We start from the raw sequence: 23,019 nt of genomic DNA on the forward strand, positions 1-23,019 counted from the left end.
GACTGATCCTTCGAACTTAAACGCATATACCCTATCGCTTTCATAATCAGATATCTTATCCTTACAAGGTAGGGATATATGACCTGCTATACAACTATATTGTGCTGTTTATTTATCGGTTAGACACCAATATCTAAAGCAGATAGAGGTATTTGGCAGGCATTCAAAACCAATACGAATAAATAATCGACCTTCTAAAGTCTAGAATTGCCTGTTATCCATTTTATTATTTCCAAAGAAACACCTTTGACAAGAAATACATTTTCACATCTAAACTATATATTTATATTACCTTTACTACAAACAAGAACATTGATAGACAATAAGCTATTGAACTACTTAATTTTATACTGATATTATATAGATCATGCTTACTAAAAACTAATTCACAACGGCACACCCACGAACCAAAATTTAGTCTCTAAAAACAGCAGCAAAACCATTTAAAAACTTTAAAAATCAATAACTTATTAAACCAAACTTGTTATAGCAAAATATAAAAAGCATCTGAAAATTTTTCCCTTCTAACATAATAAGGTCTAAAAAACATAACAATGACAGACGTACATTCTAAAGAAATAAGGAGTTTTAACATGAGTAGAATAAAGGGCAAAAACACCAAACCTGAACTGCTGGTTAGAAAATTTCTTTTTTCACAAGGATTTCGATATCGTCTACATGACAAAAAATTACCCGGCAAACCAGACCTTATTTTACCCAAATATAAAACAGTAATATTTGTAAATGGATGTTTTTGGCATGGTCATGAAGGCTGTAAATATTTTGTTGTTCCCAAGACAAGAACAGAATGGTGGTTGAATAAAATTAATACTACTATTTCTAATGATAAAAAAGTGATATTATCTTTGCAAAATTCGGGTTGGAAGATAATTACAATCTGGGAATGTGAATTAAGGCTTAAAAAAGCAGATAAAACATTAAATCAATTACCTTTTCTAATCCAGAATTAGTAATTTCCACCTCACCTTCTAAAGTCAAAACAACAAAACACTTTTAAAATGATTAGCCAGATTCTGCTTTATATAAATCCATTATTGTAAATTTGTGACTACTTAATGATTAGAATGAATAGTGTCCTAGAACCAGAATTAGTACTTGAAAAAATAAAATTTTCAATAAAAAGATCAGTAGAAGAAAGCAAAACTTTAACAGACAAAGAAGCTGTAATAACACATTTTGCTCATTCGGGCGAATTTAAACGTGAAGCACTTATATATATAACCGAAATTCTCAAAAAAGAATACCCAGATGTTGTTTTTAATAAAGAGGAAATATCTGAATTAATTGACACCGGGAATATCCGAAATGAGGATATAGTTTTTACTGAACATGCCAATACTACGTTTAGTTTTATAGATTTATTCGCAGGCATAGGAGGTTTTAGACTTGCGCTTCAAAATATTGGAGGAAAATGTGTTTTCTCCAGCGAATGGAACAATTATGCAAAAAAGACGTATAGTTCTAATTTTGGTGAAGTTCCATTTGGAGATATTACTCAAATTGACGAAAATACCATTCCTGATCACGACGTCCTTGTTGGCGGTTTTCCTTGCCAGCCCTTTTCTCTTGCTGGTGTAAGCAAAAAAAATGCATTGGGTAGAAATCATGGATTTAGAGATGAAACCCAAGGAACACTCTTTTTTGATATAGTAAGAATACTTGAAACCAAAAGACCCAGAGCTTTTTTATTAGAAAATGTAAAAAATTTAGTTTCACACGATAAGGGTAATACTTTTAGAATAATTCAGGGAACGTTAAATGAACTTGGATATAATATTCATTGTAAGGTTCTTGACGGAAAACATTTTGTGCCACAACACAGAGAAAGGATTGTAATTGTGGGCTTTGACAGAAATGAATTTAATGGAGAGGAAAATTTCATTTTCCCTGAAATACAAAACAATAATCATGCTATCAGAACCATTCTGGAACCAAATGTTTTAGACAAATACACCTTAAGCGATAAGCTTTGGAATTATCTTCAGGAATATGCAGCAAAACACAGAGCAAAAGGCAATGGCTTTGGCTATGGCCTTACAAATTTAGATAGTATTAGCAGAACTCTTTCAGCCAGATATTATAAAGACGGCGCAGAGATTTTACTTCCGCAACATGGAAGAAATCCACGACGTTTAACTCCACGGGAATGTGCCAGATTACAGGGATATCCGGATAATTTTAGAATTCCCGTTTCAGATGCGCAAGCATATAGACAATTCGGCAACTCGATTGTAGTTCCACTTATGCAGGCAGTTGGGCAGGAAATTGTTGAAGTCTTGAATAGAAATAATATCTGACAGTTAACTTTCTCACTCCATCTGCAAGAAAGTGTTTTAATAAAAAGTATTACGAAATTAATATTTTTCATATTTTTAGTTCTCCAAAACATATTTCTATGTCTGAAACTCTTTACACAGCAATAAATACAGTTAAAGCCAGTAAATTTTCATTTTGTAAGTTTGCGAGCCCCAATGATGCAGGTACAACAGGAGCCCATCAGGCAGGCCTTTATATACCTAAAAACTCGTATAAACTTCTTTTTGATAAGCCGGGAGTGAAAGGGCAAAACAAAGAGCGTTTTGCAGAGATTACTTGGTCAAACGGCACTACTTCACAATGTTGTTTAAAATATTATGGGGGTGGCACCCGTAATGAATATCGAATTACACGTCTTGGAGTACATTTCAAAGTAGATGAACTCGTTATTATATGTAAAACTTCAGAAGATGAATATTCCGGATTTAAAATTTCAGATGAAGTGGAACAAGAGATCTTCTTAAAAGAATTCGGAATTAAAAAGCAACATACAAATGCTTTGATTCCAAATGGATCCAGTACATCAGAAGTAGAACAGCAAGCACCAGTAGAAACTGAGACTCAATATGAAATTGAACTATTTCCTTCAGAAGAAACAGAAATTCTGTCTGCAAGTTTTAAACCTAAAGCACATATACTTACATTATTAGGCGAAGAACTTATTAAAGACCCTGTAATGGCAATTTATGAATTAATTAAAAATAGTTATGATGCCGATGCAAAAAAAGTAGAAGTTCACTTTAATAATATTCAAGATCCAAAACAGGCTAACATTATTGTAAAAGATTCCGGAACCGGAATTAAAGAGGAAGTACTCAGAGATGTCTGGTTGGAACCTGGCACAGCATATAGAAAACCTTATGATACTTTTGGCAAAAGAATTATAATCAGAAGCCCTATTTTCAAAAGGGTACCTATGGGTGAAAAAGGAGTTGGAAGATTTGCAGTTCATAAACTTGGAAACAAGATAAAATTAATCAGCAGACCCTCTGAACTTATTCTTGATAATAACGGGGATGTTTTGGAAAATAAGTTATTGGACTATGAAGTAGAGATAGAAATCGATTGGAAAATTTTTACACAATCGAGTTATTTATCTGAGATCAATATAGAATATAAAAAAAATACAGACAAAAAAAGTTTTTATTTCCAGAATAGCTCGGGAACTTATATCAAAATATCAGATTTAAAAGAAACCTGGAACAGAGGAATGGCCAGACAGCTTAAGCGTCATACTCTGGCTATGACTTCTCCAAAAAATGATCCACAAAAATTTCTGATTGATTTAAACTTTTATAATAACTGGCTGGATAGATTTCCTGAAATTGATGAGCTATTACTTCAAGCACCATATAAACTTACAGCGATTTTAGACAAAGATTACAATCTCCAATTCGATTATACCTTTAAGCTAGCCAATAATCCAACTATTGGCTCACGGGAAATTAAAGCTGATATAGGTGTAAATATTATGGGAAGTTTGCGTCCTGTTTTAAGAGCCTATTATGAAGAAAAAGGGTTTGAAGATATCAAAATTGAAGAATTACTGAAAGAAAAGGAAAAAGATCCTCTACCATTTGGAGGATTGATCATTGAGTTATATTCTTATGACCTCGATTCACCATCGTTAAAAGATGTTACCTATACGCCAGATGTACTAAAAAAAGCCATAAAAGACCAACATGGTATACGAGTTTTTAAAGATGACTTAAGAGTATATGATTATGGAGAACCAGATAATGACTGGCTCGGATTAGACTTAAAACGTGTTAATAATAAAGAATGGTTTTCAAATAATCAGAATATTGGATTTATATACTTAGATTCTGCAAACTCTGGTGCTTTGATTGAAAAAACAAATCGTGAAGGCTTTTTAAATAATGAGAGTTTTGATTTTTTCAAAATTGTTATTGAATATATATTGCTTCAGTTCAGGATAGAGAGGCAAAAAGATAGGCAACAATGGATTTTGTTTAATAAAAAAGAGAAAAAAAATTCATTCAAAGATCGTATTTCAAACTTTATGACTCTAGTTAATGAAATTGAAATTGATGATGAAGAAAAGCAGAAATTACTTAATGAAGCTACACAAATAGAAAACGATTATGAAAAAGCACAAGACACATTATTAATACCAGCCGGAGTTGGTATGACTGCCTCTGTCGCTTTACATGAAATAGAAAAACTGGTTCCAAGAATGGAAGAAACAGTTGAAGTTGCTCCTATAGATACGGAAAAAATAAGGACCCAAGTAGAAGAACTTGATGAATATGTATCTGGCATACTCTCTGTTTTAAAACAAGCCGGGACAAAACCTATTGACATTAAAGAAGTAATTGATCTGGCCGTAAATAATTATCAACTTAAGCTTAAAGTAAGAAAAATTGAAATAGAGAAAGATATTCCTGAAGATATTGGATTATTTAATTGCGATAAGAGGTATGCCATTACAATGCTTATGAATCTTATTGATAATAGTATTTATTGGCTTGACACAATCAATAAAGATAAAAAGACTATACTCATCAAAGCATACAAAAATGAAGGAGCTACACATATAATTATTGCTGATAATGGTCCTGGTTTCAAAGATGAATTACATGAAATAATAACTCCTTTTTTTTCCAGAAAAGAAGGAGGCATAGGAATAGGAATGTATTTGATAGACACCATCATGATGAAATATGGTAAACTCAAGATATATACTGACAATGACAATACAGAATTACCCGACACATATAATGGAGCTATTGTTGAATTAATTTTTAATAAAAACTAAGATATGATCATTGGTCCCCAAGTTGCATTTGTTGATGATATTCAGGCTCAAATACAACCACTAAAAAATTCTATTCATGAAATGCATGCTGGAAGTATTTTTTTTAATGCTTCACCAGATGTCAACAATTATCCTGCGGAGCCTATTGAAAGCGTTAAATTAGTCTTTCTTGATCTTCATTACGGAACTATGGAGTTTGATGCTTATATATCTGCACAATGGGTATCTCGCATTATAGTCCCAAATTCAAAATATATCCTTGTAATTTGGTCAAAAGACACTGATAAACAAGAAGAATTGTTAGCAGTTCTTGCAGAAGTTCAACTATACCCAACTTATGTTGAAGCTTGGCAAAAAACAGATTTTAACATCGACACCTTTGATTTTAATTCTAAGATAGATCAATTAATTGAATCCGCTTCAGACAATAAAAAAACAACTGATGTTATATTTGGGCAAATTCTAGAAATTGAAGATGATGGCTATCTCATTAATTGTTTGTTAAATTTAGAAAAAACGACATTCCAAGTAAGAAAATTTGATCAAGAATTATTTTCAGGCTTAGAAGATTTAAAAGTTGGTAATTTCATTAGAATTTCAATGAGTACAGAATTAGGAACAAGACAAATTAACGTATTTAAAGAAGATTCTGATTTGTCCCAGAAATTTTTAACTATTGATTATTTTGAAGATCTAAAAGATACAGCTTTTTTTATAGAAGATAATGACTAAACTATGAAAGTAACATTTAAAGATGTAGGACAAGGTGACTCAATTATATTAGAGTGGGAAAAATCTGGAGTACAAAAAATAGGCATAATAGATTGTAACAAAAAAGGCAAAATAAATCCAATTGTTGAACATTTAAAGACTTTAGATTTCCTTAAAGAAATTGAATTTATAATTTTATCTCATCCCCATTCTGATCATTTCTCTGGAATGATTGAATTATTAGACTATGTAAAAAATAAAAATATCACAGTTAAAAAATTCGCACATACTTTATTTATTCTAGGAAGAGATTTTTACAACTATCTTAAATGGGTTGAGATTGATACTGCAGCACTTGCTGATCTTTGTGAAATTATAAAAAAAGTTAGCGAACTCAAAGACTCTAACCACATTATGAAAATGGAATTTGTTCAAGAACGTTGGAGAGAAGATTTAGGCGACAATTTATATTTAAAATGCTTATCTCCAAGCCAAGAAGAAGCAGAGCGATATATGGCAATTGTCAATGGAGAACCAGAGAAAAATAAAAAAGCAGCAAGTAGCGGAGCAAATTATTTGTCAACTTTATTCTGTCTTGTAAAAAACGACAACTATTTCCTACTTACTTCTGATAGTGAACCTATTACATTTGAACGCTTATTAAAAGAAAAATCGCACGATGAATTATTAGAAAAATTTTTATACATAGGACAAATGCCCCATCATGGTGCATCTAAGAATTATCATAAGCCATTCTGGGATCATATTATTAAAACTGATGAAAGGCATGCAGTAGCTTCTGCCGGAGAGAATGCAAAATATAAGCATCCTCATTTCGAGGTATTAAATAATTTTTTTAAAGATGGATATAATATTCATTGTACAAGCCTTTATAATGGCTCTAAAGAATTCCTCAATCATTTAGTTGAATTAAGAAGTTTAAGTGGTAAACTAGATACATTTAGTACTCTTATAGACTCTTATACCGATGGCGATAAAGTTTTTCAATAATTTTTAGACAAAATTAGCGATCCATAATCTTTCTCAAAACCTTCAAAAACGCAAATAAAAGTTCAAAAGCACTCCCATCCATGGTACAAAAGCTCCAAACGTTGTTTGGAGCTTTTTTGTTTTTATATCCTTTATGCTACCACACCTTCTCTTCGCTTGGGTATTTAAAGAACAAATGCAAACCTCATCCCGAGACACATCCACACCATAGGGATTTGATAATGATTGAAATTTCGCACATTTTTTTCACTACTAATACTATTCCGTATTGGCTTTTTTATTATTTTAGTCAACGGCTCGCTGCATTGTTTACGTTTCTGCTAAATTGAACTTTCCATCTAATTTATCCGCCACTTCACCAAGCTGCCGAACCATTAGCTACAATTAAAAAACAATATGGCAAAAAAGAAAACATTACCGAAAGACTTTAAGGAACTTCTTAAGAAAGGAGACATTCAAGAACTTATTCAACTATTTGATAAATGCGAGATAGAAGCTCGTGGTGGCTACAGCAAAGGAACAGCATTGTCGTTTGCAGAATGCCCACACGAATTAGCCAAATGGCTGGTTGAACAGGGAGCCGATATAGAAGCACTTAATGATTATAGCTACACGCCACTTCAGGAGAGTTCTAACCAACGTTTTTCGAGCAACATTACGAGTCTATTAGAATTGGGCGCAAATGTAAACACAAACACTCGTCAAGGAACAGCGTTACATTGTGCTGCAAAAAACCATAATACTGAGAACATAAAAATACTGCTTGAACACGGAGCCGACATTAAGGCTTTGGTTTCGGACGGTTATGGCGACTACACCCCATTGGAGTCGGCTTTGAGGAGTTGTAATAATATCGACATAGAAGATACCCTTGAAATTTCCAAAATATTACTAAACGCCAGTACTGAGAAAACAGAAAAAATGAAAGAATTCGTTACTGAAATCGGAAAAAGGTTTGAACAACACCGACCGAATTTTTATGATGAAGAAACGGAACAAACAAGCAATGCTTTAGATGAACTTTACAGTATCTTCGAGGTTGACCCTGTTCCAAGACGGATCGTATATGACGGCAAATCGCCTATTACCGTCACAGCTACAACCTGGCAGAAGCAACACGAAGAATTATGGGGGCTTTTGGTTCCCGGACGTGGTGCGGCACAAACCGTACAGGGAGAAGTTATTCGTATCACAGGAAAAGTAGCCCGGGAATTACTAGACAATGGAGGTGGCAATTGGGACATTGAATATAAAAAAATGGTAGACGGTTATTTCAAATATATTCAGCAAGAAAATCAACTTTCCAAAGAAGAAATAGAAGAACTGGCTATTATTACAAATGAAGTAAAAGCTAAAAATACTGAAAACATATATGTAATGAGTGAATTAGGCGTAAAATGGGTACTTAACAATCCCATTCCTAAAAGTTTAGCTGTAACAGATTATAACCGTTAAAGAGCTATAGCGAACAAGGGCTTTTAAAATGGCGGAGTAAGCACATAATCTAATTATACGCGAAAGTGCTTTTTAATTGCCCTCTGCACAAGTTTTTCATTTCATATTTTACCAAACAGGTAGTGCCCTTTTTTCGAGGGATATTCATTATCCCTTTTATTGCTTTAGCGAACTTCTTTTTTTCACGAAGCAAATGAACGCCGTTGTTTGATTTAGCGAAATTGTAATGATTATAGTCGCAAAAACGCAATACAAAAAATGGGCTTTTGTTACTGCATTAATTAAAAGCGACCGTTCTATTTCAAAATATATTTTATATTTTACTGATTATCAATTATTTTTGACTACATTTGTACCAATAAAATACAAACAGGTTTCTGTTGACTTCTCTGGAATAGTTTAAAACATTCTTTTTCTCTCTCTCAGTTTTTGCTTTTTTCAGGTGCCATTTTTTAATCTTAATTTATTTACTTATGAATATTTTTGTTGGCAACCTGAACTTTAAAACCTCTGAAGAACAATTGTTAAACGCATTTGCTACGTTTGGAAAAGTTACTTCGGTTAAAATCATCACAGACAAATTTTCCGGACATTCAAGAGGGTTTGCTTTTGTAGAAATGACAGAATTAGCAGAAGCAGAAAATGCGATAACCAATTTGAACAATTCTGAACTGGATTCCCGTATGATGGTAGTAAAAGAAGCGCTACCTCAAGAAAACAACACTCCCTTTAAGAAAAAAAACTACTAGTAGTAATAGTTCCCTTTTCTAATACATATTCTTTACGATTTAAAAATCTCCCATCATTTAAATCGTAAAAGGAAAACAGCAATCATCTCAAAAGATATTTCTTTTAGGTGGTTTTATAAGTCTATTTTACATACTAAAAACATCGGTATTCCGACACTCCTATAATGAACTTTAAAAATTTAAATATAATACCGCCTATTATAGAAGCCATAAATCTGGCCGGATATAAAGAGGCGACCGAAATTCAGCATCAGGCGATCCCTCCTATTTTAGAAGGTAAGGACGTAATCGGTTGTGCGCAAACGGGAACCGGAAAAACGGCCTCATTTGCGATACCTGTTTTGCAATTATTACACCAGAATCCTACCGTTAAAAAAGGTATCCGAACTTTAATATTGGCTCCCACAAGAGAATTAGCAATACAAATTGATGAAAATTTCAAAATGTATAGCAAAAAACTATCATCAAATCATTTGGTGATTTTTGGAGGCGTACCACAAGAACCCCAAATAAAGGCTCTTAAAAAAAATATTGAGATTCTGATTGCCACCCCGGGTAGATTATTAGACCTACTGGCAAGTGGCCATGTCAACCTATCCGCTATCGAAATACTGGTACTTGATGAAGCCGATCGTATGCTAGATATGGGATTCGTAAAGGATGTCAAAAAAATAGTGGCAAAGCTTCCGTCAAAAAGACAAACCCTGTTTTTTTCGGCAACAATGCCTCCCGAAATACGGAAACTGGCACATACTATGGTATACAACCCTATAGAAATCAATGTGACTCCCGTTTCATCTACCGCACAAACTGTAAAACAGTCGGTGTATTTTGTAGATAAAAATGAAAAGTTTGACTTACTTATGAATATTCTGGACGATTCTTCGATCGAGAGATCCTTAGTTTTCGCCCGTACAAAATATGGAGCCGACAAGTTAGCGAAAAGGCTGGCTAAAACAGGAATCTATGCCGCCGCAATACATGGCAATAAGTCCCAAAATGCCCGACAAAAAGCATTAAATGATTTTAAAAACAATCGTATTCGCGTTTTAATTGCAACCGACATTGCAGCAAGAGGAATCGACATAGATGAATTACCACATGTTGTCAATTACGAATTGCCCAATGTACCGGAAACCTACGTTCACAGAATAGGAAGAACAGGACGTGCCGGAATGCAAGGTATTGCTATTTCATTTTGTGATGATGAAGAGAAAAAAGAATTGAAAAGCATTCAGAAACTAATTGGTCCTAGCACAATGGTCCTACATCCCAAAAAAAGCTACTCCATTCCCGTTTAATTTAAAAGAAATCAATAAATATGGCAGATTCGTTTTCAAAAAAAGAGAACAATAAAAAGAAGCAAAAAAAGCAACAAGATAAAATATCCCGCAGGGAAGAACGGAAAACAAACAACAATAAAGGAAAAAGCCTTGACGATATGATTATTTATATCGATGTCAATGGAAACTTTACCTCATTACCTCCTCATCTTCAGAATAAGGAAGAGGATTTTGCAAAAGCAAAACGGGCTAAAAAGGCTCAGGCAGATATGCTCGACTCTGATTTTTCAGGCATAGTGTCTTATATGAGTGAGAAAGGATATGGGTTTATCACGGAAGATAACACCAACGAAAACGTGTTTTTCCACTACGGCCAATTAAACGAACCTGTCAGCAAGGGCGATTTGGTTCACTTTAAAAAGGAGCAAACACCAAAAGGCTATCAGGCCACAACTATTAAAAAAAAGTAATATAATAACAAATTAAATAAACAAGAGATGCAAGAAGGCACCGTAAAATTTTTTAATGAATCCAAAGGGTTTGGATTTATTTTTCAGGAAAGTAATAATACCGATATTTTCGTCCACAGCACGGGACTATTAGATAATATTAAAGAAAATGACAAAGTTGTATTTGACGTAGAAAAAGGTAGAAAAGGACTAACGGCAATCAATGTCAAAAGAAAATAAATGCCTGTTCTGTTTGTAAAAAGGTGTGTATAAATTTTATACACGCCTTTTTTTATTTTAAAACCGATATACAAATGCATTAATATTCATTCCCGCTCCCACGGATGCAAAAAGAACGATATCATTTTTTTTGACAGAATGCTCAGGCAGCTCACCTTTCATGATCATTTTTAATAGCGATGGAATGGTAGCCACACTACTATTTCCCAGTTTTTGAATAACCATTGGCATTATATTTTCGGGCACTTCTGTCTTATAGATTTTATAAAATCGTTTAACGATTGCCTCATCCATTTTTTCGTTTGCCTGATGGATGATTATTTTAGTAAGATCATTAATCGAATAACCACTTTCGTCCAGACATTTTTGCATGGCTCCCGGCACGTTTAAAAGAGCAAACTCATAAATTTTTTTACCATCCATTTTCAGATAACGTATACTTGGACAATTTTCATTGTTGTACGATTTTCCAAAATGTAAATAGTCCTTTTCATTTAAGGTAAATGAACCGGATATATGCGATTTTATTCCGGATTCATCATTCGATAGTTCCAAAATAGCGGCACCGGCTCCATCAGCATAAATCATACTGTCTCTGTCATGAATATCGACCACACGGGAAAGTGTTTCCGCTCCTATAACAAGACATCTTTTGGCTATTCCGGATTTTATAAAAGCATTAGCCTGTATCATACCTTCGACCCATCCCGGGCATCCGAACAAAACATCATAAGCTACACAAAAATTGTTTTTGATTTTTAAAAGATGCTTAACCCGGGAGGCAAGACTTGGAACCATATCGGATTGTATTGTTCCTATCTGAACATCTCCAAAATTATGCGCAAAAATAATATAGTCTAACGTTTCCGGATCAATACCGGAATCAGTTATAGCAGATTGCGCCGCTAAAAAACCCAGATCGGAAGTCACCTGATCCGAATTCGCATAACGCCTTTCTTCAATACCTGTTATTTCTTTAAGCTTACTCGCTATTGTAGCATTATCTTGTTTTAATACGGAACCTGCCTGGTCTAAAAAGTGATGTTTATCAAAAAATAGATTAGTAATGGTTTGTGAAGGAATGTAATTACCGACACCAATAATTTTACTACTCATTTAAAAGGATCACTTTTTACAGTAGCTCCCTAGATGAAGCGAATTTAAAGTGATCTTGTAAATATAGTAATTTAAACCAATAAGTCTTTCTTCACTTTGCTCATAACTTTAGAAATACATTTCTACACCGACAGGAGATTTGACATATTACGGTTAATGACCTATTGCCTTAACTTTTACAAATTCATCTACACCATCGTTTTACTATTATCCCAAAGTGCTTCCATTTGATCCAGATTGGCTTCGAATCGGTTCGATAATTATACCACAGTGGATACTATCCTTAAAACCATCACTACTTTAGGAATCGTAATCACAAAAAAAATGCCCTGTTTGTCAGGGCATTTCTTATTATCTTATCCTTTTCGGACGATTTTGTTTTCTTTATTAAAACGTACCTCAACGGAATCTTTAAAAACTTTATTCAGCATCAAACCTTCCACTTCCTGGCCTTTATGAAGGCGATGCATTTTATTTCCGATTTTAAGCATGACCAATTCGTTTTTATCACCACTTTTGATATAACCGTAATACGACACTATTGGCCAGTATTTTGCCGCTTTAGGCTTATCGTCAACCGTTTTTACCGGCATAGTCCTTTTCGCTCCCGAAACAGCCGCTCTTGGCACGACAGTAGGATTACTTTCGGCGCGTAGCAATGCCTTGTTCAGAAAAGGATCCCGGTTTATTTTTTCAAGTGTAAACGTATCCCTTTCGATCTTTCTGGCTTTAAAATTATAATCGGATGCAACGGCAGCAGTTTTTACCTCTTCCGAAAAAAAATATTGAGACACGGCTTTATAGACCACGGTTCCCCATAACCCCAAAACGGCCAGGATCAATACAATATTTATTTTCTTTTTTGCCATAGTATTTTAGTTTAAAACAATTTTAAAGCCTGCGCTATACGTTCCTTCATTACCCGCTTTATCTTTAGCTTTTACACGCCAGTAATACGTTCCAGCCGTCGTGAATGTTTGCTGGAAAGAAGTTGACGTTACATCAAATTGCTGAGAGATACTTGAAAAGCTCTGGTTATCTGAAAACTGTAAAACATAGCTTATTGGCGATTGTACCGTTCCGGAATCCTGCGAAATCGTCCAGGAAAAAGTAATCTGCTGGTTGAGACTCAACGTAGCATTATTCGCCGGTGCCGTATTTTGCGGCTGATTCGGATTTACACGATCGATATTAAACTTACGGGTACTGAATTGCGTTTGTGTACTATTGTTACTGTTCATCGCCTGAACTTTCCACTGGTAAACACCATCTGATGTCAAGGCCACATTATCCAACGAAATAGAAGTTGCCGTTAGGTTGGTATTGGAATATACCGACTGACCCGTACTGGTATTCACTACTTCGGCACTATAATTTGTCGCCGCCTGCAGACTTTGCCAGCTTAAGGTCATCGTAGCCAGATTGGTATAAATATCAGAATCCGGACTGGATAACACGACCAACTGATTGGTTAGATCTTCGGTGATTTGCGTAGAAAACGAAATCGGGAATGTATATTGCGACTGATACGCAAAGTTTTCCCCGCGTACACGCCATTGGTACTGACCGGATGGCAATTCTTGTTCCAAATGCAAATCTTCCGTTTCTTTTTCGGCAATCAGCGACTGATTGTTATCATAAACCTGAACTCTGTAGGTTTTGGCACCGTCCATTTTATTCCACTGGAAATTCACCACATTGCTCTGAACAACTGCCGCATTTAACGGATAAGTCGCCTGAACCGTACTATTGGAAATATCCTTTTCCAAAATATCTTCACAGGAAGACATAAAAACCGCTACCAGAAAAAGGGCAATCTTACTTATTGTTCTCATAGTTTTGAAATATCATTTTTAAATGTAAAACTTCTTCTTTATTATTCTTTTTTGCTGTAAACAATTTGATTCCAACCATTCGCGAATAGTCGTATTGTTTTTCGAAATCATAGGCCATTTTCAACAACTGATTGGTATTTCCGACCACATCCAGCTGGTTCGTAAAAACCGTGTAATTCTCATCCGTAAAACTGTGAATTGGCGCCAATTCGTGGATCGACACTCCGGGTTGTGACCGCGTAGCAAAATCGACCATTCCCTGCTGTACCATTTCTTTTGTTACGCCTTCTTTCCCCAGCATGGCATCGAGATAGGCAATCTCTTTTCGCAACTCGTCGGCATTTTTGGCTTTCTTGTTAATATCCTCCACGCGCGATGAAAGCTCCCGGTACTCTTTTACCACCTGAAACAGGGACGAAAAAGACCTTTTATAGGCAGTAACCGACAGCATGATAAAAACCACCACCAGCGCACCGCATTTCTGTTTATAGGAATAATTCTCAAACATCTTTAATCGTGATTTTTACTTCAAACTGGGTTTTATTCTTTTTATCCTTTTTTAGCTGGGTAATCTCAAACTTTCTGATCCATTTGTTGTTTTTCAGATTGCCCATCCAGTTATTAAAAGACGCTTCGTTATAGGTTTCTCCTTTTAACACAATCGTTCCCGGATCGAGCAATACCCTTTCGGTCGCTTTTACCTCTTTGGCCAACGGTACAACGTTTAATTCATTCAGTACGATATCGCCCGGTGTCATTTTGATCAATTCGTAGGAATAGAACGAAAGGAAACGCGACGATCCGAAACCGGATTCTTTTAGGATATTTTCTTTTTTCTCCTTTTGTTTTTCCATATCCAGTACCAATTGATACGATTGATTGGAATAAACACTCTGAAGATTGAGTTCGGCATTTTTACTCCCGTAATAGTGGATTAGCAGATAACTCGTTAGCAAACTCAGTAAAAAGCCAACCAACATCACCGTTCCGAACAGCGTAAATGCTTTTTTATAAATGATCTCCTCTACATTAAGCATACCGCTTTCCGTTTTGGTAACGGCTTTTGGTTGTAAAAAGAAATGCACCAGTACACCATAAAGCGGGATAAAATCGCTGTTGATTATATCCTCGTTTATTTTGTATTTCAACTTCATCGGGATTTCGGCGAATTGTTTTTCAAAACCCGAAAGTCCGGTATCGTCAAATTCCAGCATCAGATCGCTCGCCAGGATTTTTGGTTCCCCGATAGCCGTTTGCAACAAAGCCGCCAGAAAAGCTCCGACATACACATCGATTACCTGAAATTTTTCGGCGGTGAATTTTTGCAGTACTTCCGTTACGGCATTTTTCCGGCAAAAACTCATATAATTGGCCGTTCCCGCTTTATAGGCTGTAAAGTAAATCGAATTATAATCGACATTCTTTTGCCAGTTTACGTCGGCTTCATTATTAAAATCGATTTTTTTATTCAGTACGCCTTTACCATCGAGCGCAATAATGACCGGCAATTTGAGATCGATCTTTTTCTTTAGATTTTCGAACGAATCGTAGGTGGCCGTTTCGACAATATCAATTGTATTCCCCTTGCGTTTTACCGTAAGCAGATTATAGGTTTCCGTATTTTCATCTCTGGAAACCCCAACGATATTGACCGTGTTGATCTTTATTATTTTAGACAGAAAAGTCAGCATTAGTAAACAACGGTAGGTTTAATAAAAATATGCAATTTCGAATCGTTTTTCGCTTTTTTACGGCTACTGAAAAACCACTTAATAATCGGAATACGGGAAATTAACGGAACCCCCGAACCGGAGTTTTCCTTTTTCAATTCATCCAATCCGCCTAATAAAATCATTTCGTTGTTTTTCACCCGTACCAGTGATTCAAACTTTTGCGTTGCTTTCCCCGGAGGTGCGGTATCTCCCGCTCTTCCCAGGAAGGAACTTTTTTCCACCGCAATATTCAGTGTTACGTTTTCGTCTGCCGACACATACGGTTTGATCGACACACTCAGGTTGGCATCGGTCGACTTCCACGTACCGGATTGTAAAATATCGTTACCGATACTATTCGTTAGTAATCGGTTGTTTTGTTCGAAATAATAACTGGTTTCTCCGATTGCCAGTTTGGCCTCGTGACCGCTAATTGTCGCAATTTTAGGTGTCGATTCGATTTTTACTATCGAGTTGTTTTCCAGCAATTTCAGATTCAGATAGAACGCCTCGGTCACTTTTCCAAGTTTAAATAGTCCGAAGCCATTGAATGCGTTGATCAAACTATTCACAGACGAACCGTTTAAGGTCATATCTGCGGATGGAAATAAACCACCGCTTGTTTTCGGGATATTACTTTTATCAATACCCGCTTTAATTCCCGACTGAATATCGTAGGATTTATTGTATTGAGCGATGATCACTTCGATTTGTACCAAAGGAACCACTTTATCGATTTGCTTCATATACACCCGAAGCTCTTCAATGGTCAATTTAGAACCCGACACAACCAATCCGTTAAGTTCTACAAACTCCTTGATTTCCAATTTTTCGGAAAATATTTTTGGCAATGACGACAGTACGGATTCGATTGAACGATTTTCCAATGCGATCAATTCGGTAGCCCGCAATCCTTCTGTAATGTGTTCGCCAATCAGATATAGATTATCCTGTTTTCTAAAAATATATTTTTTCCCTTTAAAAACGTGTTCCAGCAAGTCGTCGAATGTAATATTATCGGCTGCCAAAGTCGTTTTCTCATTTTCAGGTTTGTTGTATAAGAAATAGTTGATGTGTAATTTTTCGGCGGCTTCGGTAATCAAATCCGAAACATCGGCGACATACGCTTTTACCGATAGATAACCGGCTTTATTCAGATCCACTTCATAATAACCCGGAACACCTACCGACGCTTTGGCCTGCTTGTTACGGCTACCACTTCCGGACATACTACCGTTTCCTGTATTTACGCTTACCTCTTTGTTTTTTTCAAGATAAAAGAATCCGTTTTCGTCTTTGGTCGCAATCAAATCGTTCGATTTTGCCATCATATCGATAACCTGATCAAATGGTCGGTTTAAGATATACGACGACACCTTCATCCCTTTAATATCCGGTGCCAGAATTAAGTTTTTACTCGATTTATCGATAATCGCTTTGGCTACGGCCGGAAGGGAATCGTTTTCCAATTTTACCGACAGGAAGTCGTTTTGCGGGTTATAAGTGACATCGACGAATTTAGGTTGTTTCTTTTCGATAATTTTCACCTCTTTTCGCTTTTTAAAGGTGATGATATTACTTACAAAACCGATCTCCAGATCGTATTTTTGCGCCAGGAATACAAATACATCCTTTACCGTAACATCGAAAAAATTATTCACCACCGACTGTGTTAAATCGGCATCCGGACTTACGTTTAACTGATGCTCTTCGGCAATGGAAAGGATAAAATCATGTAATGTCAATCCGGAGACATCAATCTTGATCACTTCATTCAGTCCTTTTTTCTGTTTGGCAAATTCATCCAGTTTTTGCTGCAGATCCGCATCCTGTGCTGATGCCAGACCCGTAATCAGAAGACTTATAATTAAAAAAACAGTTTGTTTCAACATTATTTATGCGTTAATTAAAATAGAGTATATTTCTTCCAGCGAGGTTTCTCCTTCGGCCAAAATAGCAAAGGCTTTTTCGGACAATGACTGGTGTTTTTTATCATTCCCCATCGTTTGCGCGATGGTATTATTTTTTATGGATTCCGACACCGTATGATTGATGTTTAGCACCTCATAAATGGCACGTCGTCCTTTGTAACCGCTATGGTAGCATTTATTACAACCAACCGGTTTAAAATAGGTTTCGATTTCAAACGGAAAATCAAAATGCGACGGAAAGTCCTCTTTATTGCAAACGGTCTCTTTTTTACAATCGTTACACAGCTTTCGCACCAATCGTTGCGCTACGGAAAGATTAAGCGTTTCCGCGATTAGATAGGATGGCACGCCCATATCTACCAATCGGGAAATGGTTCCGATGGCCGAATTGGTGTGAATCGTCGACAATACCAAGTGACCCGTTAAGGACGCCCGAATCGCCATTAAAGCCGTTTCGGAATCCCGAATCTCCCCCAACATGATCACGTCCGGATCCTGACGTAGGAACGATTTTAAAGCCGAGGCAAACGTTAGTCCAATATCTTCTTTTAATTGTACCTGATTGATCCCTTTAAGCGTATACTCGATCGGATCCTCTACGGTTACAATATTCCGTTTGGAATCGTTAAGCAAGCGTAGGGTCGCATACAGTGTCGTCGTTTTACCGGAACCCGTAGGACCACTGATCAATATAATTCCGTTTGGTTTTTTTACCGCTTCCAGATAACTTCTCAGTTCCTCTTTTTCCAATCCAAGCGTATTCAGATCGATATTGGAGGCATCCTGACCCAATAAACGCATTACGATTTTCTCTCCAAATAAGGTTGGCAAAATCGAAACCCGGATATCGAACGTTTCGTTGGTAATCCGTCCGTCCTGCGGCAATCGTTTTTCGGTAATATTCAGTTTCGAACGAATCTTAACCTTATTAACCAACTCCAGATAATTCTCTTTTTCGATTTTATACCGCTCAATAAGCTGACCGTCGATTCGGAAACGGATTCGCGCCGATTCTTCGTATACTTCAAAATGGATATCACTACTTTTAAGTGACTTCGCCTCTTCCAGCAGGTTTTCCAGGAAATCCCCTTTTTCGATATTCAGCGATTTCTTACTACCGGTTTCCCGTTCTTTTCGATAATGAATGGAAAGTGCTTTTTCGATTTCCACCGCATCACACAATTCAAACACCACCTGCTTTCCAAGCAACAATTCCAATTCGTCTTTCAAGTCGTTACGATCGCCGGAGCCATCGCTATACAACTCAATCGTCGTTTCGGTGACTGCTTTTGGCAAAACCCGGTAATGGTTGGCCATATCACTGGAAATAATATGCTGTATATCTTGATTGATCATTATATTCATATCTTGTTGATCAATGTAATTTTATAAACATTTAAAAAGAGATCTTTAAGAATAAGCACCACTAATAAAAGCGATGCAAACCCTGCCAATGGTACGGTTTGATGTTTCATACGCTTTTTTAGCGTTAACTGTAACAGTATGGAAAAAAGCATCGATCCGATAAAATAAACCACATAATTTTTAAGCAAAAACAACGGTGTTATGGACAGATAGAACAACAAATCACCCAATCCGAAATAATGTTCAAACGGATTTAAAAAGCCTTTGTTTTTCCAACTCATATAGCCGATTAGTCCTACGAATGTTATCCCGAAGAAGGCGACATTATAAGCCGTAATGGTCCAGACCGTAGCGCCATAATCCTGTTTTACCTGCAACAGGGATAGCGCAAAAACCACCACGGGCAATGCCACATGGATCATCCTGTTTTTCCAGTCCTGAAAAACCATTAGTAGTAAACAAAAAAGGAGTACCGCGAGTAGCATATTATTCTTTCGTAACCTCTGTCAGTACTTTTTTATTATCGATTTCCCAGGTATTAAAATTTCCGTCGCCGTCCAAATCGGAAACCGAAGTGGCTCTAGCCATAAACGAATCGTTTGACGCTTCGATAATTTCCACTTTATAAACCGCCTGTCCGCCTTCCTGAACCGTTTTTTCCTGTTCAAAACCCAATTCTTCCAAACTGTTGGAATATTTGGAATGACGGTAAAAGTAACTTTTCTGCAAACCGTATACCTGGTTCAGCATCGCCTGCGCTTCGATGGCTTTGGCCTGACTAATTACCGACGTCTGATTGGGTAATACCATCAGTAATAGAATTCCGATGATACATAAAACGATAAGAATCTCCGTTAGGGAATAGGCTTTAACAGCAGCTTTCTTTATTTTTTGAAGATATTTTTTAGTAGTGTTAAACATCTTTATATTATTTTATTTATTAAAAAAGTGTTAATTATAAACGCGCGCTAAAATACAAACATTAATGACACGTGTATTAGTTCCTAATTATTTTACTTAAATCGAACATTGGTGCATACATCGATACCATGATAACACCGACAATGACGCCAATTACAATGATGATCATTGGTTCTAAAACGACACCAATCATTTTGGTTTGGTGACTGATTTCTTCATTGTATTGCTCCGAAAGTCTTTCGAACATGGTATCCAACTGATTTACCTGTTCGGCCACTTCGACCATCGAAACCATTTTATTTTCAAAAACAGTATGCTTTTTTAAGCTATCGCTTAACGAAACACCGCGGGTAATATCTTCCTTAATTGCTTCGATCGCGACTTCAATCGGATAAAAACCGATCATCTTGGACGTAAGCGTAAGCGCATTGATCAAGGTTGTTTTTGATGTGATCAATAAATTCATCGCCTGACAAAACCGGGAGATATAAATCTTTCGAACCAGGTTTCCGAAATACGGAATCCGAAGTAACAAACCGGTTGTAAAAGCCCGATAACTGTTTTTTCCTTTTAATAGAAAATGAACCGCAATCAAGCCAAAAATCACAATGGCAACCATCGTAAAAATAGTTCCCGAATGGTTTGAAATTTTCAGGATCACCTGCGTACTTTTGGGTAGTTCACTTCCGAATTGTTTAAAAACGGAACTAAACATCGGCACCACTTTATTCAACATAAAATACAGTACCAATATCGTCACTAGCATGACAATCGTCGGATAGGTTAACACCGAAACAATTTGTCGTTGCATCTGGATTTTACGGTTAAAATATTTTTGCAACTCGGTTAGTACTTCTTCCAGCTTTCGGGTTTCTTCCCCAATCTGAATACTGTAATATTCGTAGGGAGAGAACTGATTGGTTTCCCGCATCGATTCGTAAATACTTCTTCCTTCGACCACCCGTTCTTTAATTCGGAGGATGATTTCCTTTTCCAGTTTATTCGCCGACTGGTTGCTCAGGATTTCGAGAGCCTTTTTAAAATCCACACCCGATTTTAGCAGCATTCCCAATTCGCGGTAAAAAACTTCCTTCTTTTTATCGGATAGCTTTTTCGAGAACTGAAATTGCCCTGTATCGAGTTTAAACTCTTTTTTTTCCGGGGCTTCCTTTTTATAGGTACTTAAATCAAAACTCATGGTTCCTGTATTGCCTGTATTAATTCACTGGCATAAATCTGTTTATAAAAATGCAATCCCATTTCTTTTTCATTCACATCGAGCTTTACATTTAGTTTCCGGAAAGCCAGTTGTTTGGAACGACTGTAAACCGAATCCAATTGTATTTCTTTTATCTGAATTCTAAAGGTGTCGACAAACTCCCCTTTTGTTCGCAACAGATAGTCATTCTCTACTGTATAAAAAACCTGTTCGCCGGCATATCCGGTAAACAGGAGTGCTTCTTCCTGAAGCTTTATTTTTTCATTTTCAAAAATGTCTTTATTCACCGAATACGTAAACCGATTCAGATCGTTCACCGGCTGATTCTGGTTTTTAAAATCCAGTAATCTTTCGCTAATAATCGAAAACACCACAAAAATCAGGCTCATGATGATGGCCGTAATCGCCATGCTCACAATTGCCTCAATCATTGAAAAGGCTTTTAGCTGCGTTTTATTCGCCGTTACCTTGTATGTAAAAATTCTTTTCAAACTTGAAATTGGTACTATCTTTATAGTGTACGGATATTTTTTTCACTCCGGGATTCACGGTTTCTTCTTCTATTTCCAGATTCGGATCTTCACCCTCATATTGCAACGAATCGCCTTGCAATTGCATCAGGTAAAACATTTCATTGACTTTATTCTGCGTATTGTAAAACTTCGCCGAAGTACGCGGTGTAAATACGGCTGCATACACCGAAATCGCAATATAGAGACAGATCGAAATGATCGTCAGCGCGATTACAGATTCCAAAATGGAATTTGCCGGGATTTTACAATACTTTTTTAATAATGCCATATTTATTTTTTTTCGCCTCAAATAGCGGAATCGCCATAAAATATTCCGGTCGCTTTTGCGGATCGATTTCAATATCCACAATCATATTATCGTTGACGGAAGATCCGTTTTTATGGAAAAAATAATTGGTATAGACCGAACCTTGTACGTCGCTTTTCAAATCCAGTTTTCCGGTACAATAGATATCTCCAAGTATTTTACTCTTTTCGTCAATCACCATGAGATTCTTATTAATCGTCAGAATTGTATTTCCAAACAACACTATGGCGCCTTCAATTTTACATTCCTTTTTGATTTTAAGTTTACTTTCCCCATCGGTATCGTTATACACACAAACCACAGACGGATATTTTAAAATCACTTTTTCCTGTAATTCGATTCCTTTGGTAGCAAACGCCTGAACCGTTCCTTTGAAACCTTCTTCAAATGTTATCTTCGGTGCGATCAGTATCACATCTTCCAATACTGCATTTTTACTAACCACGATGGAATCTTTGGCTCGCAACACAAAATTTCCTTTCACGTTTAAACCAGAAAGCGTGTTTACGCCTACCTCAATTTCTTTGGTATCCTTTAGAAACGAATTAAAATAGGGCATTCCTTTTTCTTTTTCAAAATCAGATAAGGCCACCTTTTCCGTTTTGATTCCTTCAAAGATCTTTTTAAAACTTGCATTGATCTCCGGAAGTTTAATCTCGGATACCGTATTTTGTCCGGTAACCGTAAGCTGACTCGCTTTATTGGTGAGATACGATGTTTCTATAAATGTTGACGGCAATTTATTATCACCATTTAACCGAACCGTTCCCGAATACCGAAGCGACTTCGATAGATTCGCCAAATGAATGGCGGTTTTATCTTTTGAATAACTCCCTACGATGTGTGCCGAGACAACCGTATCGTTTCGCAGCATTGTTTTGGCGAGCAGTACATGAAGTAAACCATATGGTTTTGCTTCATAACTTCCTTCCACTCCGGATTCTTCATCTGTCGGAAGCTCTTCACCCACCAGTTTATTCCCCAAGGCATAATTCACCACCGACTGATTGTGAATGTATAATTCCTCTTGTAAATTGTAATATAAATTCAACTGATTGTACAAACC

23 protein-coding genes are annotated in these 23,019 nt (G+C 36.3%); 10 read left to right on the forward strand and 13 right to left on the reverse strand.

Features of this window, described 5'->3' with window-relative positions; all coding sequences use genetic code 11:
- Positions 1-554 precede the first annotated feature (554 nt).
- From vsr to Q1R07_RS15130, 10 genes are all read left to right on the forward strand, one after another.
- The gene (gene vsr, locus Q1R07_RS15085; protein ID WP_300491844.1) at positions 555-971 is read left to right on the forward strand and encodes a DNA mismatch endonuclease Vsr; all 417 of its coding nucleotides are present in this window, start codon (positions 555-557) and stop codon (positions 969-971) included.
- Between the two features lie 114 nt (positions 972-1,085).
- The gene (gene dcm, locus Q1R07_RS15090; RefSeq protein WP_300491846.1) at positions 1,086-2,318 is read left to right on the forward strand and encodes a DNA (cytosine-5-)-methyltransferase; all 1,233 of its coding nucleotides are present in this window, start codon (positions 1,086-1,088) and stop codon (positions 2,316-2,318) included.
- Positions 2,319-2,416: 98 nt separating this feature from the next.
- Positions 2,417-5,116, forward strand: a complete 2,700-nt coding sequence (locus tag Q1R07_RS15095; protein ID WP_300491847.1) for an ATP-binding protein — start codon at positions 2,417-2,419, stop codon at positions 5,114-5,116.
- A gap of 3 nt (positions 5,117-5,119) precedes the next feature.
- Positions 5,120-5,848 (forward strand): hypothetical protein, encoded by a 729-nt coding sequence (locus tag Q1R07_RS15100; RefSeq protein WP_300491849.1) that lies wholly within the window; start codon positions 5,120-5,122, stop codon positions 5,846-5,848.
- A 3-nt stretch (positions 5,849-5,851) separates the two neighbouring features.
- Positions 5,852-6,838, forward strand: a complete 987-nt coding sequence (locus tag Q1R07_RS15105) for an MBL fold metallo-hydrolase (protein WP_300491851.1) — start codon at positions 5,852-5,854, stop codon at positions 6,836-6,838.
- Positions 6,839-7,234: 396 nt separating this feature from the next.
- Positions 7,235-8,293 carry an ankyrin repeat domain-containing protein gene (locus Q1R07_RS15110; RefSeq protein WP_300491853.1) on the forward strand — a complete coding sequence of 353 codons (1,059 nt, stop codon included), beginning with the start codon at positions 7,235-7,237 and terminating at the stop codon, positions 8,291-8,293.
- A gap of 473 nt (positions 8,294-8,766) precedes the next feature.
- On the forward strand, positions 8,767-9,042 hold the full coding sequence (locus Q1R07_RS15115; RefSeq protein WP_300491856.1) for an RNA-binding protein: 276 nt from the start codon (positions 8,767-8,769) through the stop codon (positions 9,040-9,042).
- Positions 9,043-9,206: 164 nt separating this feature from the next.
- Complete coding sequence (locus Q1R07_RS15120; protein WP_300491858.1) at positions 9,207-10,343, forward strand: DEAD/DEAH box helicase; 1,137 nt, start codon at positions 9,207-9,209, stop codon at positions 10,341-10,343.
- 20 nt (positions 10,344-10,363) lie between these two features.
- Complete coding sequence (locus tag Q1R07_RS15125; RefSeq protein ID WP_300491860.1) at positions 10,364-10,795, forward strand: cold shock domain-containing protein; 432 nt, start codon at positions 10,364-10,366, stop codon at positions 10,793-10,795.
- Positions 10,796-10,822: 27 nt separating this feature from the next.
- Positions 10,823-11,014, forward strand: a complete 192-nt coding sequence (locus Q1R07_RS15130; RefSeq protein WP_300491863.1) for a cold shock domain-containing protein — start codon at positions 10,823-10,825, stop codon at positions 11,012-11,014.
- A 57-nt stretch (positions 11,015-11,071) separates the two neighbouring features.
- Here the strand turns inward: Q1R07_RS15130 and Q1R07_RS15135 are convergent, their stop codons facing one another.
- The 13 genes from Q1R07_RS15135 to Q1R07_RS15195 all read right to left on the reverse strand — a co-directional run.
- On the reverse strand, positions 11,072-12,130 hold the full coding sequence (locus Q1R07_RS15135; protein ID WP_300491865.1) for a ketoacyl-ACP synthase III: 1,059 nt from the start codon (positions 12,128-12,130) through the stop codon (positions 11,072-11,074).
- 356 nt (positions 12,131-12,486) lie between these two features.
- Entirely contained in the window at positions 12,487-12,999 is a 513-nt protein-coding gene (locus tag Q1R07_RS15140) for a hypothetical protein (protein WP_300491867.1), read from the reverse strand.
- 6 nt (positions 13,000-13,005) lie between these two features.
- Positions 13,006-13,965: a hypothetical protein gene (locus tag Q1R07_RS15145; protein ID WP_300491870.1), complete on the reverse strand. Its 960-nt coding sequence runs from the start codon at positions 13,963-13,965 to the stop codon at positions 13,006-13,008.
- Positions 13,949-14,473, reverse strand: a complete 525-nt coding sequence (locus Q1R07_RS15150) for a hypothetical protein (RefSeq protein ID WP_300491873.1) — start codon at positions 14,471-14,473, stop codon at positions 13,949-13,951. The genes Q1R07_RS15145 and Q1R07_RS15150 overlap by 17 nt, the downstream gene beginning before the upstream one ends.
- Positions 14,466-15,656, reverse strand: a complete 1,191-nt coding sequence (locus tag Q1R07_RS15155; protein ID WP_300491875.1) for a hypothetical protein — start codon at positions 15,654-15,656, stop codon at positions 14,466-14,468. The genes Q1R07_RS15150 and Q1R07_RS15155 overlap by 8 nt, the downstream gene beginning before the upstream one ends.
- Positions 15,656-17,569 (reverse strand): type II secretion system protein GspD, encoded by a 1,914-nt coding sequence (locus Q1R07_RS15160; protein WP_300491878.1) that lies wholly within the window; start codon positions 17,567-17,569, stop codon positions 15,656-15,658. The genes Q1R07_RS15155 and Q1R07_RS15160 overlap by 1 nt, the downstream gene beginning before the upstream one ends.
- A 3-nt stretch (positions 17,570-17,572) precedes the next feature.
- Positions 17,573-18,964, reverse strand: coding sequence for a GspE/PulE family protein (locus Q1R07_RS15165; protein WP_300491881.1), 1,392 nt, complete (start codon positions 18,962-18,964; stop codon positions 17,573-17,575).
- A gap of 5 nt (positions 18,965-18,969) precedes the next feature.
- Entirely contained in the window at positions 18,970-19,458 is a 489-nt protein-coding gene (locus Q1R07_RS15170; protein ID WP_300491883.1) for a hypothetical protein, read from the reverse strand.
- A 1-nt stretch (position 19,459) separates the two neighbouring features.
- Positions 19,460-19,894, reverse strand: a complete 435-nt coding sequence (locus Q1R07_RS15175) for a type II secretion system protein (RefSeq protein WP_300491885.1) — start codon at positions 19,892-19,894, stop codon at positions 19,460-19,462.
- A 76-nt stretch (positions 19,895-19,970) separates the two neighbouring features.
- Positions 19,971-21,092: a type II secretion system F family protein gene (locus Q1R07_RS15180; protein ID WP_300491888.1), complete on the reverse strand. Its 1,122-nt coding sequence runs from the start codon at positions 21,090-21,092 to the stop codon at positions 19,971-19,973.
- Positions 21,089-21,544 (reverse strand): hypothetical protein, encoded by a 456-nt coding sequence (locus tag Q1R07_RS15185; RefSeq protein WP_300491890.1) that lies wholly within the window; start codon positions 21,542-21,544, stop codon positions 21,089-21,091. The genes Q1R07_RS15180 and Q1R07_RS15185 overlap by 4 nt, the downstream gene beginning before the upstream one ends.
- A gap of 22 nt (positions 21,545-21,566) precedes the next feature.
- Positions 21,567-21,914, reverse strand: coding sequence for a hypothetical protein (locus Q1R07_RS15190; protein WP_300491892.1), 348 nt, complete (start codon positions 21,912-21,914; stop codon positions 21,567-21,569).
- On the reverse strand, positions 21,889-23,019 hold a 1,131-nt coding region (locus Q1R07_RS15195), incomplete at its 5' end, for a hypothetical protein (RefSeq protein WP_300491894.1). The genes Q1R07_RS15190 and Q1R07_RS15195, both read right to left, overlap by 26 nt.

The sequence above is a fragment of the Flavobacterium sp. genome (assembly GCF_030146175.1).
Classification (GTDB): domain Bacteria; phylum Bacteroidota; class Bacteroidia; order Flavobacteriales; family Flavobacteriaceae; genus Flavobacterium.

Bases quoted from the DNA above. Each gene is read 5' to 3' on its own strand.
- Q1R07_RS15100 (WP_300491849.1), top strand. From the start codon at position 5,120: ATGATCATTGGTCCCCAAGTTGCATTTGTTGATGATATTCAGGCTCAA.
- Q1R07_RS15155 (WP_300491875.1), bottom strand. From the start codon at position 15,656: ATGCTGACTTTTCTGTCTAAAATAATAAAGATCAACACGGTCAATATC.
- Q1R07_RS15170 (WP_300491883.1), bottom strand. From the start codon at position 19,458: ATGCTACTCGCGGTACTCCTTTTTTGTTTACTACTAATGGTTTTTCAG.
- Q1R07_RS15115 (WP_300491856.1), top strand. From the start codon at position 8,767: ATGAATATTTTTGTTGGCAACCTGAACTTTAAAACCTCTGAAGAACAA.
- Q1R07_RS15125 (WP_300491860.1), top strand. From the start codon at position 10,364: ATGGCAGATTCGTTTTCAAAAAAAGAGAACAATAAAAAGAAGCAAAAA.
- Q1R07_RS15120 (WP_300491858.1), top strand. From the start codon at position 9,207: ATGAACTTTAAAAATTTAAATATAATACCGCCTATTATAGAAGCCATA.
- Q1R07_RS15130 (WP_300491863.1), top strand. From the start codon at position 10,823: ATGCAAGAAGGCACCGTAAAATTTTTTAATGAATCCAAAGGGTTTGGA.
- Q1R07_RS15145 (WP_300491870.1), bottom strand. From the start codon at position 13,965: ATGAGAACAATAAGTAAGATTGCCCTTTTTCTGGTAGCGGTTTTTATG.
- Q1R07_RS15180 (WP_300491888.1), bottom strand. From the start codon at position 21,092: ATGAGTTTTGATTTAAGTACCTATAAAAAGGAAGCCCCGGAAAAAAAA.
- dcm (WP_300491846.1), top strand. From the start codon at position 1,086: ATGAATAGTGTCCTAGAACCAGAATTAGTACTTGAAAAAATAAAATTT.
- Q1R07_RS15165 (WP_300491881.1), bottom strand. From the start codon at position 18,964: ATGATCAATCAAGATATACAGCATATTATTTCCAGTGATATGGCCAAC.
- Q1R07_RS15150 (WP_300491873.1), bottom strand. From the start codon at position 14,473: ATGTTTGAGAATTATTCCTATAAACAGAAATGCGGTGCGCTGGTGGTG.
- Q1R07_RS15105 (WP_300491851.1), top strand. From the start codon at position 5,852: ATGAAAGTAACATTTAAAGATGTAGGACAAGGTGACTCAATTATATTA.
- Q1R07_RS15095 (WP_300491847.1), top strand. From the start codon at position 2,417: ATGTCTGAAACTCTTTACACAGCAATAAATACAGTTAAAGCCAGTAAA.
- Q1R07_RS15140 (WP_300491867.1), bottom strand. From the start codon at position 12,999: ATGGCAAAAAAGAAAATAAATATTGTATTGATCCTGGCCGTTTTGGGG.
- vsr (WP_300491844.1), top strand. From the start codon at position 555: ATGACAGACGTACATTCTAAAGAAATAAGGAGTTTTAACATGAGTAGA.
- Q1R07_RS15110 (WP_300491853.1), top strand. From the start codon at position 7,235: ATGGCAAAAAAGAAAACATTACCGAAAGACTTTAAGGAACTTCTTAAG.
- Q1R07_RS15175 (WP_300491885.1), bottom strand. From the start codon at position 19,894: ATGTTTAACACTACTAAAAAATATCTTCAAAAAATAAAGAAAGCTGCT.
- Q1R07_RS15190 (WP_300491892.1), bottom strand. From the start codon at position 21,914: ATGGCATTATTAAAAAAGTATTGTAAAATCCCGGCAAATTCCATTTTG.
- Q1R07_RS15160 (WP_300491878.1), bottom strand. From the start codon at position 17,569: ATGTTGAAACAAACTGTTTTTTTAATTATAAGTCTTCTGATTACGGGT.
- Q1R07_RS15185 (WP_300491890.1), bottom strand. From the start codon at position 21,544: ATGATTGAGGCAATTGTGAGCATGGCGATTACGGCCATCATCATGAGC.
- Q1R07_RS15135 (WP_300491865.1), bottom strand. From the start codon at position 12,130: ATGAGTAGTAAAATTATTGGTGTCGGTAATTACATTCCTTCACAAACC.